General features: G+C 69.2%; 12 protein-coding genes. 2 read left to right on the top strand and 10 right to left on the bottom strand.

Features of this window, described 5'->3' with window-relative positions; translation table 11 throughout:
* Positions 1 to 138 precede the first annotated feature (138 nt).
* The 8 genes from SNOV_RS20695 to SNOV_RS20730 form a co-directional block, all read right to left on the bottom strand.
* The gene (locus SNOV_RS20695; protein ID WP_013168928.1) at positions 139 to 900 is read right to left on the bottom strand and encodes an ABC transporter permease; all 762 of its coding nucleotides are present in this window, start codon (positions 898 to 900) and stop codon (positions 139 to 141) included.
* On the bottom strand, positions 897 to 1,832 hold the full coding sequence (locus tag SNOV_RS20700) for an ABC transporter ATP-binding protein (protein ID WP_013168929.1): 936 nt from the start codon (positions 1,830 to 1,832) through the stop codon (positions 897 to 899). Before SNOV_RS20700 ends, SNOV_RS20695 begins: the two co-directional genes overlap by 4 nt.
* The gene (locus SNOV_RS20705) at positions 1,829 to 3,058 is read right to left on the bottom strand and encodes an ABC transporter permease (RefSeq protein ID WP_013168930.1); all 1,230 of its coding nucleotides are present in this window, start codon (positions 3,056 to 3,058) and stop codon (positions 1,829 to 1,831) included. The genes SNOV_RS20700 and SNOV_RS20705 overlap by 4 nt, the downstream gene beginning before the upstream one ends.
* The gene (gene osmF / locus SNOV_RS20710) at positions 3,055 to 3,978 is read right to left on the bottom strand and encodes a glycine betaine ABC transporter substrate-binding protein OsmF (RefSeq protein ID WP_013168931.1); all 924 of its coding nucleotides are present in this window, start codon (positions 3,976 to 3,978) and stop codon (positions 3,055 to 3,057) included. The genes SNOV_RS20705 and osmF overlap by 4 nt, the downstream gene beginning before the upstream one ends.
* 166 nt (positions 3,979 to 4,144) lie before the next feature.
* Positions 4,145 to 4,903 carry an ABC transporter permease gene (locus tag SNOV_RS20715; protein ID WP_013168932.1) on the bottom strand — a complete coding sequence of 253 codons (759 nt, stop codon included), beginning with the start codon at positions 4,901 to 4,903 and terminating at the stop codon, positions 4,145 to 4,147.
* 46 nt (positions 4,904 to 4,949) lie between these two features.
* Positions 4,950 to 6,194, bottom strand: a complete 1,245-nt coding sequence (locus SNOV_RS20720) for an ABC transporter permease (protein WP_013168933.1) — start codon at positions 6,192 to 6,194, stop codon at positions 4,950 to 4,952.
* A 36-nt stretch (positions 6,195 to 6,230) separates the two neighbouring features.
* A complete protein-coding gene (locus tag SNOV_RS20725; protein ID WP_013168934.1) occupies positions 6,231 to 7,286 on the bottom strand; it encodes an ABC transporter substrate-binding protein in 1,056 nt (351 codons plus the stop codon).
* Positions 7,287 to 7,327: 41 nt separating this feature from the next.
* The gene (locus SNOV_RS20730) at positions 7,328 to 8,428 is read right to left on the bottom strand and encodes an ABC transporter ATP-binding protein (RefSeq protein WP_013168935.1); all 1,101 of its coding nucleotides are present in this window, start codon (positions 8,426 to 8,428) and stop codon (positions 7,328 to 7,330) included.
* Positions 8,429 to 8,659: 231 nt separating this feature from the next.
* Between SNOV_RS20730 and SNOV_RS20735 the strand changes: the two genes are divergently transcribed.
* Entirely contained in the window at positions 8,660 to 9,262 is a 603-nt protein-coding gene (locus tag SNOV_RS20735) for a TetR/AcrR family transcriptional regulator (RefSeq protein WP_013168936.1), read from the top strand.
* Between the two features lie 73 nt (positions 9,263 to 9,335).
* Here the strand turns inward: SNOV_RS20735 and katG are convergent, their stop codons facing one another.
* Entirely contained in the window at positions 9,336 to 11,606 is a 2,271-nt protein-coding gene (gene katG, locus SNOV_RS20740) for a catalase/peroxidase HPI (RefSeq protein WP_013168937.1), read from the bottom strand.
* 224 nt (positions 11,607 to 11,830) lie between these two features.
* On the opposite strand from katG, the gene SNOV_RS20745 reads away from it, so the two are divergent.
* On the top strand, positions 11,831 to 12,778 hold the full coding sequence (locus SNOV_RS20745; protein ID WP_013168938.1) for a hydrogen peroxide-inducible genes activator: 948 nt from the start codon (positions 11,831 to 11,833) through the stop codon (positions 12,776 to 12,778).
* Here SNOV_RS20745 and SNOV_RS20750 read toward each other — a convergent pair.
* Positions 12,765 to 13,607, bottom strand: coding sequence for an alpha/beta fold hydrolase (locus tag SNOV_RS20750; RefSeq protein ID WP_013168939.1), 843 nt, complete (start codon positions 13,605 to 13,607; stop codon positions 12,765 to 12,767). The genes SNOV_RS20745 and SNOV_RS20750 overlap by 14 nt on opposite strands.
* Positions 13,608 to 13,632 lie beyond the last annotated feature (25 nt).

Raw genomic sequence — 13,632 nt, forward strand, 5'->3', positions numbered from 1 at the left:
CGACGAGGAAGCCGGTCCGCGGGACGGATTGGCCACCTCGTGTCGGTGCCGAGTTTCGAGGTGCGACGCATGGCCTTCAACGGGCGCTTGCCCATCCATACTCGGACCGGCGTCAATGTGTCGGGTGCGGTGACCCGCTCAGCGCAGGGTGTGCTCCAGCTCGTCGAACCACAGGTCGGTGGCGATGGCGAACAGGCCGACGAGGATCGCGCCCTGCAATACATAGGCGGGGTTGGAGCCCGACAGGCCCTCGATGATCGGCGAACCGAGGGTGAGCGCGCCGACGGTCGAGCCGATGGTGGCGGTGCCGATGTTGAGGATCACCGAGGTGCGCACGCCCGAGAGGATCACCGGCGCGGCGAGCGGCAGTTCGACCTTGAGCAGCCGCCCGGCGGGCGAGAGGCCGATGCCGTCCGCCGCCTGCACCGGTGCCACCGGCACGGCGTTCAGCCCGGCGATGGTGGCGCTGACCACCGGCAGCAGGCCATAGGCGATGAGCGCGACGATGGTCGGCGCGCCGCCATAGCCGATGACCGGCACGGCGAGCGCGAGCACGGCGGTGGGCGGGAAGGTCTGGCCGACGGCCGTGAGCGTGTCGACCGGCCCGGCGAAGTCGCGCCCGGCCGGGCGGGTGACGAAGATGCCGATGCCGATGCCGACGCTCACCACCACGAGGCTCGCCGCGCCGACCAGCGCCGCATGGGAGAGCGCGAGGTCGAGGAAGCTGGCGCGGGTGTAGAGCGGGCGTTGCAGTTCCGGGAAGAGGGTGTGGAACACGCCGTCGCTGAAGGGCAGCAGCGCCAGCGCGGCGGCGAAGGCGAGCGTGGCCCATACGGCCGGGCGCCCGGCGAGATGGGCAAAGCCGCCAGCGGTGGGGATGGGGCGGGTGAGGCTGCTCATGATGCACCCTCCGGCGCCACCACGTCGGCGAGGGAAAGCGTGCCCTGCCGCCCGGTGCGGTCACGCACGGGGAGACGGTCGATCGCGCCCGCCACCATGCGCTCCAGCGCGACGTCGAGCGTCGCTTCGGCGGCGATGGCCTCGCCCCCGGTAACATTGTCATAGTCGGTGCGCTCGCCGACCGGCGTGACCTGCAAGAGCCGCAGGCCACGGCGCGGCCCGCCGACGAAGGCCTCGATGAAGGGCGTCACCGGCCGGCTAAGCAGGTCTCGCGGTGCGCCCTGCTGGATCAGCCGGCCTTTGTCGAGCACGGCGATGAGCGAGGCGAGGCGGATGGCCTCGTCGATGTCATGGGTGACAATGACCACCGTCTTGCCGGTGCGCGCCTGGATGTCGATCAGCGCCGCCTGCAGCCCATCGCGTGTCACCGGATCGAGCGCGCCGAAGGGCTCATCCATGAGCAGGAGGTCCGGATCGGCGGCGAGCGCGCGGGCGACGCCGACGCGCTGCTGCTGGCCACCGGAGAGCTCGTGCGGGCGGCGGTTGCGGAACAGGGCAGGATCGAGGCCGACGAGGCCGAGCAGCTCGTCGACGCGAGCGTCGATGCGCGCTTCCGGCCAGCCGAGCAGCTCCGGCACGGTGGAGATGTTGCGGGCGATGCTCCAATGCGGAAACAGGCCGATGGACTGGATGACGTAGCCGATGCGCCGGCGCAGCGCGACCGGCGGCAGGCTCGCCGTGTCGGTGCCGTCGATCAGCACGCGCCCGCCATCCGGCTCGATGAGACGGTTGATCAGGCGCAGCGTCGTCGACTTGCCGCAGCCGGAAGGGCCGACCAGCGCGCAGATCGAGCCGGTGGGGACGGTGAGGCTGAGCTGGTCCACGGCCGTCGTCGCGCCGAAGCGCTTTGTCAGGCGGTCGAGCACGATCATGAGGGCCTCCCGGAGGTCAGCACGGCGCCAAGGCTGCGCAGCGCGAGGTCGGCGATGAGGGCGAGGGCGATGGCGGAGAGCGCGCCGAGCAGGATCAGGTCGGTGGCGGTCTGGCCGAGGCCCTGGAAGATGAAGGAGCCCAGACCACCGGCGCCGATGAGCGCTGCCACCACCGTCAGGCCGGTGAGCTGCACCACGACGACGCGCAGCGCGGCGACGAGGATCGGCAAGGCGAGCGGGACGGAGACGCGCCAGAGGATCTGCCGCTCGTCGAGCCCCATGCCGCGGGCGGCGTCGATCACGGGCTCCGGCACCGAGGCGAGGCCGGCGAAGGTGCCCCGGGCCACCGGAAGGAGCCCATACAGGGTAAGGGCGATGATGGCCGGCGCGGCGCCGATGCCGCCAATGCCGAGCGTGCGCAGGAACGGCGCGGCGCCGGCGAGCGCGCTGAGCGGTCCGATCAGCAGGCCGAAAATGGCGATGGAAGGGATGGTCTGGACGAGATTGAGCGTGCCGAACAAGGGCTTCCGCCAACCCGGCTTTCGGAGCGCGATGACGCCGAGCAGGCCGCCTATGGGCAGCGCCCCGGCGAGCGCGCCGCCGACGAGCGCGATGTGGCGAACGACTTCCGCGCCATAGGCCGCGCGGCGGTTGGCGAGCTCGCGGGCGAGCGAGAGGTCGGACAGCACGCCGGAAAAAGCCAGCGCAACCAATACGCTGACCATGGCCGCGGCGATGGCGGCCTGCGCCAGCGGGTGCGGGGCGAGGCGGCCGGTCGCGTCGGCGAGGGCGAAGGCGGAGCCGGCCGCTACGATCCAGAAAGCGGCGCCCAGCGAGGTGCGGGCGATCGGGCCGGTATCGGCTGCAACAAGACTGCCGGCATGACCGGCGGCGGTGACGCAGGCGATCAGCAGCGCAGCAGCGACGATCGCGGTGATCCGGTCGCGCCAGATGCCGGATCGGATCAGCGCCGCGACGCCGAGCGCCACGACCAGCGCTCCGATCAGGATGGCGACGCCCGGCTCCACGGCCGACCACAGCGCCACCGCCTTGCCGCTGAGGATGCGGTTCGGCGCCACCGCGACGAAGCCGAGGCTCCCCAGCGCCACCACCATGCCGGTGACGATGAGCACCAGCAGCGGATTGGCGCGGGCCTCCGCCGCCTTGCGCCGGGCGGGCGACGCCTCGACCGCCGGGGCGAGGGCGGCGTCGCCCGCCAGGGTCACTTCAGCAGGCCCTTCCCGGTGAGCCAGTCCTTGGCCACCGTGCGGGCGTCCTGCCCTTCGATCTGCACCTTGGCGTTGAGGCCCTGCAGCGTCTCCAGATCGAGCGCGGCGAAGGCCGGGGCCAGGATGGTGGCGATCTCGGGATGCGCCTCCAGCACCGCCGCGCGCACCACGGGGGCCGGCTGGTAGACCGCCTGCACGCCCTTGGTGTCGTCGAGCACCTTGAGGTCGAGCGCGGCAATGCCGCCATCAGTGCCATAGACCATGGCGGCGTTGACGCCGGAGGTGCCTTCCGCCGCCGCCTTGATGGTCGCTGCGGTGTCGCCGCCGGAGAGCACCAGCAACTGGCCCTGGCCGAGCTTGAAGCCATAGGCCTCCTGGAAGGCGGGCAGCGCCGCCGCGCTCTCGACGAACTCGGCCGAGCCGGCGAGCTTCACCTCGCCGCCACTGGCGACCCATTTGCCGAAATCGTCCAGCGTCGCCAGCTTGTTCTTCTTGGCGACGTCGCCGCGCACGGCGATGGCCCAGGTGTTGTTGGCCGGCGCCGGCTGCAGCCAGACCAGCTTGTTGGCCGCGTCGAGTTCCTTGGCCTTGGCATAGGCGGTGTCGGCCTTCTTCCACGCCGGGTCGCCGTCGACATTGAAGAAGAAGCCGGCATTGCCGGTATATTCGGGATAGATGTCGATCTCGCCCTCGAGCAGGGCGGTGCGCACGATCTTGGTCGGCCCGAGCGAGAGCCGCTCCTTCACATGCAGGCCGTTCTGCTCCAGCAGCAGGGCGATGATGTTGCCGAGCACCGCGCCCTCGGTGTCGATCTTGGAGGCAACGGTGACGCTGTCGGCGGCCATGGCCGCGCCGGGTGCGCCGAGGCCGAGGCCGGCGGCGAGCGCCACGCTCGCGAGAAGACGACGGATGCTCATCAGGCAGTCTCCCTCATAGGTGCCGGTCCCGCGGCTTCGAGTATGGCCCGGCAGGTAGTTGGTGGTCGACCTGCCTCCTCGCCATTCCTAATCTAAGGCGGGCGTTTCGCTTTGACATGGTGGGAAGGTGCCGCTCGTCGTGCTGTGACGGGCGGTGCCGCCGACGTCAGCTTATGCCGCGCAGCCTCAGGCTCCGCCGGCGCAGCAGCTCGGCGGTCAGCAGCAGCCCGACGGCGAGCACGATCAACAGCGTCGCGGCGGCGAGGATGGTGGGGCTGATGTTCTCGCGTATGCCGTCGAACATCTGCCGCGGCAGCGTGCGCTGGAGCGGGCCGGTGAGGAACAGCGCCACCACGACCTCGTCGAAGGAGGTGACGAAGGCGAACAGCGCGCCGGAGATGACGCCCGGCGCGATCACCGGCAGCGTCACCCGCCGGAAGGCGGCGAGCGGCGAGGCGCCGAGGCTCGCGGCGGCGCGGGCGAGGTTGGCGTCGAAGCCGGTCAGCGTGGCGCTCACCGTAATCAGTACGAAGGGCGCACCGAGCGCGGCATGGGCGAGGCCAAGGCCGAGCAACGAGCTCGCCAGTCCCAGCGGGGCGTAGAAGAAGTAGCTGCCCAGCGCGACGATGACGATCGGCACGATCATCGGCGAGATCAGCACCCCCATCAGCAGAGCCTTGCCGCGGAACTCGTTGCGGTGCAGGCCGACGGCGGCGAGCGTGCCGAGCACCACGGCGATGGTGGTGGCGATGGTGCCGACGATCAGGCTGTTGAGGAACGCCCTTCCCCAGGCGGGGCTGGTCAGCAGCTCCTCGTACCAGCGCAGCGAGAAGCCGGGTATCGGCAGGCTGAGGAAGCTCGCCGAGGAGAAGGAGATCGGCACGATCACCAGGAGCGGCAGCACGAGGAAGGCGAGCACCGCCATGCTCACGCTCCACAGAAGTATGCCGCGGATCCGCTCTCCCATGGCGTCAGCCGAGCTTCATGCCGTCGGTGCCGACGACGCGCGTGTAGACGAAATAGAGGGCGATGGTGATCACCAGCAGCACCGTGCCGAGCGCCGCCGCCAGGCCCCAGTTCAGCGTCTGCAGGGTGAGGAAGGCGATGAGCGCGCTGACCATCTGGTCGTTGGCGCCGCCGATCAGAAGCGGCGTGATGTAGTAGCCGATGGCGAGGATGAAGACGAGCAGGCAGCCGGCGGTGACGCCCGGCAGCGAGAGCGGGAAATAGACCCGCCGGAACGCGGTGAAGAAGGGCGCGCCGAGCGAGGTCGCGGCCCGCATGTAGTTGGGCGGGATGCCCTTCATCACCGAATAGATCGGCAGCACCATGAAGGGCAGCAGCACATGCGTCATGGCGATGACGACGCCCGGCCGGTTGAACACAAGCTGCAGCGGCTGGTCGATGAGGCCGAGCCATTGCAGCGCTTCGTTCAGTGGCCCCTCGCGCTGGAGGATCACCAGCCAGCTCGCGGTGCGCACCAGCAGCGAGGTCCAGAACGGCAGCAGCACGAGGATCATCAGCAAGTTGGCGGTGGATTCGGGCAGCGTCGCCAGCCGGTAGGCGAGCGGATAGGCGAGCACGAGGCAGAGGAGCGTGACGATGGCGCTGATCTCGAGCGTGCGGGTGAGCGAGGCGACATAGACCGCCCGGCTCGGATCGGTGGGCTGGATGTGGTCGTTGTTGTCGCGCCGGTGGTCGAGCGCGGCGAGCAGGAAGCTGTCGGTCAGGCGCGGCGAGGCGCGGCCGAGCGCCGCCCAGATCGCCACCTCGCCCCATTGCGGGTTGAGGCCGGTGAGCGTGTCGCGCCAGGTGCCGGCCGGTGTCTCGGGAAGCCGGCGGGCGGTGGACATGAGAAGCGAGCGGTAGCCGGCATTCTCGAAGTTCAGCCGCGTCGCCAGTTCGGGGAGGGTGCGGTTCTGCGAGGCGGTGCGCAGCTCCCCGGCGAAGGCGGCGAACACCGCCTCGTCGGGGACCGTGCGCTGCTCGTCCGCCCGCCACTGCCGCAGCAGCGCGGAAGTCTGCGGCAGGATGTCGGGCATTGGCCCGTTCTGCACCGCCTTCAGCAGCATGCCGGCGATGGGCAGCACGAAGAAGACCAGGGTGAAGAGGATGAGCGGCAGAGCGAGCCCAAGCCCGCGCAGCGTGCGCGTGCGCTCAGCCCTGCGCAGCGATGCGCGCAGGGCCCTTGCCTCGTTTGTCGCCGTCGTCTCCATCGCGGTCGGCAGCGTCAGATCACTGCGCCGCCCAGCTCACTGCGCGGCCCACGCGTTGAAGCGCTCGTTCAGCGCCTCGATGTTGTCGACCCAGAAGCTGACGTCGAAGCCGAGGCCGTGCTCGATCACGCCCGGCGCGGTCGGCAGGAAGGGCAGCACGTTGGGGGCGATGTTGCCGGTCGAATCCTTCAGCGTCGGGCCGTAGGCGAGCGCGTTGGCGACTTCCTGCTGGCGGGCCGAGGTCTGGATGAACTTCAGGAGGTCCGTCGCCTGATCCTTGTTCGGCGAATTGGCGAGGATCACCCAGCTGTCGACCTGGTAGATGAAGCCCGCCGGCCAGGCGATGGCGAAGTTGGTCTTGTCGGCGTTGTTGGCGGCGAAGATGCGGCCGTTATAGACGCTGGTCATCGCGATCTCGCCCGACTGCAGCAGCTGCACCGGCTGCGAGCCGGCCTCCCACCAGACGATGTCCTTCTTGATGGTGTCGAGCTTCTTGAAGGCGCGGTCGACGCCCTCCTTGGTGCCCAGCACCTTGTAGACGTCGGCCGGCTTGACGCCGTCGGCCATCAGCGCGAATTCCAGCGACTGGCGCGGGCCGCGGCGCAGCGAGCGCTTGCCCGGGAACTTCTTGGTGTCGAAGAAGTCGGCCCAGCTCTTCGGGCCGTTCTCGCCGAGCTTGCCCTTGTCATAGGCGAGCGCGGTCGACCAGACGAAGGTGCCGACGCCGCAATCGTCGGCCATGCCGGGCAGGTACTGGTCCTTGTTGCCGAGCTTGGTCCAGTCGAGCTTGGCGTAGATGCCTTCCTCACAGCCGAGCACCAGCTCGTCGGCCTCGACCTGCACCACGTCCCAGGTGGATTCGCCCTGCGCCTTGGTGCGCAGCACGCCGATGCCGCCGTTCCAGCTGTCCTGCACCAGCTTGGTGCCGGTGTCCTTCACGAAGGGTTCGAACATCGCCTTGTTCTGCGCCGCCTGCGCCGCGCCGCCCCAGCCGACCACGGTGAGGTCGCGCGCGCTGGCCGCGCCGGCGAGGAGGGAGAAGCCGGCGGTCACGCCGGCGGCGAGGATCAGTCGTCCGAGTGTGCTTTTCATTTTCGTTCCCTCTGTTTTCATAGGCACGTTGGAGACCCTGCTCAGGCCCGCGCCGGAGCGTCGAGCGCGAGGCAATCCGTGGTGTTGAAGCCGATCTTCAGTTCCTGACCGGCGACGAAGTCGCGGCCACCCTCCGCATTCGGCACCTTGGCGATGAAGTCGCTGACGCCCGTCGTCGACAGGCGCAGCCTGAGATGGTCGCCATGATAGATCACTTCCTCGATCCGGGCGGGCATCACATTGGCGGATGTGGACGCGCCGTCGACGATGCGCACGCGCTCCGGGCGGATGGAGACGAGCTTGCGCGCGCCCGGCGTGCGCGCGCCGATGAGCTCACAGCGCAGCGTGCCGCCGGCGGTCTCGACCTCGCAGGTGTCGCTTGAGGCACTCTTCAGCGTGCCGTGCACCGCGTTGTTCTCGCCGATGAAGCTGGCGACGAAGGCGTTCTGCGGCCGCTCATACAACTCCTTCGGCGTCGAGAGCTGCTGGATCTTGCCCTCGTTGAACACCGCCACGCGGTCGGACATGGTCAGCGCCTCGCCCTGGTCGTGGGTGACGTAGACGATGGTCACCCCGAGCCGCTCGTGCAGGTGCTTGATCTCATACTGCATCGCCTCGCGCAGCTGCTTGTCGAGCGCGCCGAGCGGCTCGTCCATCAGGATCAGCACCGGCTCGAAGACCAGCGCACGGGCGAGCGCCACGCGCTGCTGCTGGCCGCCGGAGAGCTGGCCGGGCTTGCGGTCCGCGAGGTGCTGGAGATGCACCATGCCGAGCGCGGCGCGCGCCCGCTGGTCGATTTCCGCCGCCGAGACCTTCCGCACACTCAGGGGGAAGGCGACGTTCTCCAGCACGCTCATATGCGGGAACAGGGCGTAGTTCTGGAACACGACGCCGATGTCGCGCTTGTGCGGCGGCACGCCGTCGATGGAGCGCCCGCCCAGCGTGATGCGGCCGGAGGTGGGGTGCTCGAAGCCGGCGAGCATCATCAGGCAGGTGGTCTTGCCCGAGCCGGAGGGGCCGAGCATGGTCAGGAACTCGCCCTTGCGGATCTCGAGGTCGAGGTCGGAGACCACGAGCGTCCGCCCGTCATAGGTCTTGCGGACTTTCTCGAAGGTGACGAAGGCGTCGTTCGGGACGGTCATGCGGTCTCGCCGGTAGGATCTTCGCGAATGCGCGCACCAGCCTAGCGGAAGCCGGCGGTGCTGGGCAGCCGTACGAGACTTTTAGCCGCCACCGCCGGCCGGCCATAGCCCCCTGCCGGAAAAAGCTGTGGTGTCGGGCGCGCGAACGCCCCCGGCGCAGCTTCTGCACGGAGAGGTGAAATTGATGGCGACTGCAACTAAATTCGGCGGGTAACTTCGGGAGGTCGATTGATGCGTGTGTCGAAGGAGAAGGCTGCAGAGAACCGGGCTGCGCTGCTGCAGGCGGCGAGCCGGCTGTTCCGCCAGCGGGGCATCGACGGCGTTGGCGTGGCGGACATCGCCAAAGAGGCGGGACTGACCCATGGCGCGCTCTACGCGCATTTCCCGTCCAAAGATGCGCTGGCGGCCGAAGCCTTCTCGCACGGCTTTGCCGGCAATTTGGCGGATATTCGCGAGTGGGCGGGCGAGCGTCGCCTCTCCTTCGAGGACTATCTCGAGGGCTATCTCTCGCCGCGCATGCGCGACATGCTGGAGGCGGGTTGCCCGATGGCCGCTTCCGCCAGCGAGGTGGGGCGGCAGGACGAGGCCGTCAGCGCCAGCTTCACCGGCGCCTTCGAGGCGATGGCGGCACTGCTGGAAGCTTCGCTTGAGAAGACGATCCCCTCCGATGAGCGCCGCCGTCTCGCGGTCGCGGCCGCGGCGGCAGAGATCGGCGCCATCGCCGTCTCGAGGGCGGTCGCCAAGAGCGATCCGGCGTTGTCGGAAGAAGTGCTGGAGGCCGTTCGCGCGGCCTTCGCGGCGATCCACGACGTCGAGGCGTCGGGAGCCGAATAGCGGATCACCGGCCCACCGAGCCGGAAAGGGGACGGCCCGGCCGCCGCGGCTGCGGCGACCGGGAATAGTGTCGTCAGGCCGCCGCGACGTCGAAGCGGTCGAGGTTCATCACTTTGGTCCAGGCCGCGACGAAGTCGTTCACGAACTTCTCCTTGGCGTCCGCGGCCGCATAGACCTCGGCCAGCGCGCGCAGGACCGAGTTCGAGCCGAAGACGAGGTCGACGCGGGTGCCGGTCCACTTGACCTCGCCGCTCTTGCGGTCGCGGCCCTCATACAGGTTCCTGTCCGCCGACACCGCCTTCCACTCCGTCCCCATATCCAGGAGGTTGACGAAGAAGTCGTTGGTCAGCACGCCCGGCTTGTCGGTGAAGATGCCGTGCGGCGATCCGTCGACATTGATGTCGATCGCACGCAGGCCGCCGACCAGCACGGTCAGTTCCGGCGCGGTCAGGGTTAGGCGCTGGGCCTTGTCGATCAGGGCCACCTCGGCCGGCACCCGGAGCGAGGGCGTCTGGAAGTTGCGGAAGCCCTCCGCCGCCGGCTCCATCACCGCGAAGGCGTGGATGTCGGTCTGCGCCTGCGAGGCGTCGGTGCGGCCCGGCGAGAACGGCACCGTCACGTCATGGCCGGCGGCCTTGGCGGCCTGCTCCACGCCGGCATTGCCGGCCAGAACGATGAGGTCGGCGAGCGAGACCTTCTTGCCCCCGGCCGCGCCGCGGTTGAACTCGAACTGGATGCCTTCCAGCACGTGCAGCACCTTGGCGAGCTGCGCCGGCTCGTTGACTTCCCAGTCCTTCTGCGGGGCGAGGCGCACGCGCGCGCCATTGGCACCGCCGCGCTTGTCGCCGCCGCGGAAGGTCGAGGCCGAGGCCCAGGCGGTGCCGACCAGCTCGGAGGCCGAGAGACCGGATTCCAGCACCTTCGCCTTCAGCGTGGCGACGTCCGCCGCGTCGATCAGCGGGTGATCGACGGCCGGCACGTTGTCCTGCCACACCAGCTCTTCCTTCGGCACTTCCGGGCCGAGATAGCGCGAGCGCGGGCCGAGATCGCGATGGGTCAGCTTGAACCAGGCGCGCGCGAAGGCGTCGGCGAAGGCCTGCGGGTTCTGCAGGAAGCGGCGCGAGATCTTCTCGTAGACCGGGTCGACGCGCAGCGACAGGTCGGTCGTCAGCATGGTCGGCCGGCGCTTCTTCGACGGGTCATGCGCGTCCGGGATCACCTCGCCGGCGTCCTTGGCGACCCACTGATGCGCACCGGCCGGGGACTTCTCCAGCACCCATTCGAACTTGAAGAGGTTCTCGAAGAAGAAGTTGCTCCACTGCGCCGGCGTCTGCGTCCAGGTGACTTCGAGGCCGCTGGTGATGGTGTCGCCGCCCTTGCCGGTGCCGAAGCTGTTGTGCCAACCGAGGCCCTGCGCCTCCAGACCGGCGGCTTCCGGCTCGGGGCCGACATTCTCGGACGGGCCGGCGCCGTGGGTCTTGCCGAAGGTGTGGCCGCCGGCGATCAGCGCCACCGTCTCCTCGTCGTCCATCGCCATGCGGCCGAAGGTGTCGCGGATGTCCTTGGCGGCGAGCAGGGGATCGGGGTTGCCGTCCGGGCCCTCCGGATTCACGTAGATCAGGCCCATCTGCACCGCGGCGAGCGGGTTCTCGAGGTTGCGCGAATGCACGTCGCCGTCGGCATTGTCGTCGGAGACGAGCACGCCTTCGTCGGCCGGCTTGTGCACGCCTTCCGAACCGTGGGCGTAGCGCAGGTCACCGCCCAGCCAGGTCGTCTCGCGGCCCCAGTAGACATCCTGGTCCGGCTCCCAGGTGTCCTCGCGGCCGGCGGCGAAGCCGAAGGTGCGGAAGCCCATGGTCTCCAGCGCGACGTTGCCGGTGAGGATCATGAGATCGGCCCAGGAGATCCTCTGGCCGTATTTCTGCTTGATCGGCCACAAAAGGCGGCGCGCCTTGTCGAGGCTGACATTGTCCGGCCAGCTGTTGAGCGGGGCGAAGCGCTGCTGCCCGCGTCCGCCGCCGCCGCGCCCGTCGGGGAGGCGGTAGGTGCCGGCGCTGTGCCAGGCCATGCGGATGAACAGCGGGCCGTAATGGCCGAAATCGGCCGGCCACCATTCCTGCGAGTCGGTCATCAGCTGGCGCAGATCGTTCTTCAGCGCCTCATAGTCGAGCTTGGCGAACTCCTCGCGGTAGTTGAACGAGGCGTCCAGCGGGTTGGACTTGGAGGAGTACTGGCTCAGCAGGTCGACGCGCAGCTGGCTCGGCCACCAGTCGCGATTCGTGGTGCCCCCGGTCCCGTGGGCGACCGGGCACTTGCCCGCACCCTGTTCGGTCTTCGCGTCCATGTTCGTCTCCGATAGCGGCTCGTTGCGTCAGGTGGCGGCCGTCCGGCGGCATGGAAGGTTCCGGCCGCGGTCGGCGCGATGAAGGATGCGGATGCCGCGACACGCTCTAGCCTCACGACGTGAGGCGGTCGTGACATCGGCAGCGTTCCGGTCACGCAGCGTCGTACCACATAGCTTTCATTAGATTAATTCGGATTTGCTGATTGGTGTGATAAGTTCGCCTTATGACGAACCTCACTCTCAAGCAGCTCCGCTATTTTGAGGCCCTGGCGCGCTACGGCCATTTCGGCCGCGCGGCCGAGGCGTGCGGTATCTCGCAGCCGGCGCTGTCGATGCAGATCAAGGAGCTGGAGGAGGAACTCGGCACTGAATTGTTCGACCGCAGCGCGCGGCAGGTGCGGCTCACCAGCTTCGGCGAAGAGGTGGCGCTGCGCATCGGCGGCATATTGCGCTCGGTAGACGAGCTGGGCGACCTCGTGCGCGCCTCGCGCGACCGGCTGGTGGGGCGGCTGAGGCTCGGTGTCATCCCGACGGTGGCGCCCTATCTGCTGCCGACGCTGATCGGCGACCTCACCCGCACCTATGGCGGGCTCGACATCCATGTGCGGGAGACGCTGACCCCGCGCCTCATCCAGGAACTGGAGGAGGGACGGCTCGACGCCGCCATCGTCGCCCTGCCGGTGTCGGAGCCGTCACTCGCCGAGACCACCCTGTTCAAGGAGAGCTTCGTCCTCGTGCGGCCGGGCGAGGACGAGGGCAAGCCGGTGCCCGAGCCGGATGCGCTGCGCGAGATGCGGCTGCTGCTGCTGGAAGAGGGCCACTGCTTCCGCGAACAGGCGCTGTCCTTCTGCAGCATGAACACGCGCCCCTCGCCGCCGCGCGACCTGCTCGACGCCAGCTCGCTCTCCACGCTGGTGCAGATGGTCGATGCCGGCATCGGCGTGACGCTGATCCCGGAGATGGCGGTGGCGGTGGAGACGCGCTCGGCCTCGGTCTCGGTGGTGCATTTCCGCGGTCAGGAGCCCTCGCGCACCATCGGCATGATCTGGCGCCGGACCAGCCCGCTGGCCAAGCAACTGGTTGAGATCGCCGAATTGGTGCGCCATTCCGCCGGCCTGCTGCGCGAGCAGGGCCGCATGCCGGCGGCCCGCCGCGGCTCTAGCCGAGGCTGAGCTCCGTCGCCAGTATCGCGTTGACCTCGTCGGCGTTCTCGTACTGCACCCAATGGCCGGCGCCCGCCAGCCGGTGGAAGCGGGCCTCCGGGTCATGGGACTTCAGCAGCGCCTCGCGCTCGTCCAGATGGCCCTTGCTGATCACGTCCTCCTCGCCCCAGATGCCGACGAGACGAGCGCTGATCTGCGGCAGCGCATCGTGCAGCACGCCCATGCGCGAGATGCGGCGGCTCTTCACCCGGGCGCGGGCGACGTTCGCCGCTTGCAGATGCACGGAGAGCTCGTCGACGCTCGCAGGCCGGTGGAACATGAAGATGCCGAGATTGGCCCGGTGCGCCTCCATGATTGCGGCGGGGTCCTTGAGCAGGCTGATGTTGCGGAGCTCGACCTGAGGTGCCCGCGGCAGGCGCAGTCCGCCGCTGCCGACCAGCACCACATGCCCCACGCGCTTGCCCTGCGACGCGGCGATGAGGCCTGCAACCGAACCGCCGAAGGAGAAGGCGGCGATGTCGAAGGGCGTCGCCGGGCCGATGATCGCCTCGAGCCCCGCCAGCACGGGCGCGGTGACGCTCTGCGCCGTGAACATGTCCTCGGGATCGCCGGAATCGCCGAAGCCGGGCATGTCCGGCACCAGCACCAGCCGGGTGCGGGCAAGCGGCTCGACATTGCGGATCCAGTGCGTCCAGGAGCCGTAGCCGCCATGCAGCAGCACGAGCGGACGGCCTTCGCCGAAGGCGTGCCACACCAGCGGGCGGCCGGACAGGGGCGTCTCGATCCGCCGGCCGCGTGCGGCCGTGGCGGCGACGATTTCGGAAGGGGAGGCGGTCATGAGGACAGGGATCGTTTCATCGCCC

Source organism: Ancylobacter novellus DSM 506 (genome assembly GCF_000092925.1).
GTDB lineage: Bacteria > Pseudomonadota > Alphaproteobacteria > Rhizobiales > Xanthobacteraceae > Ancylobacter > Ancylobacter novellus.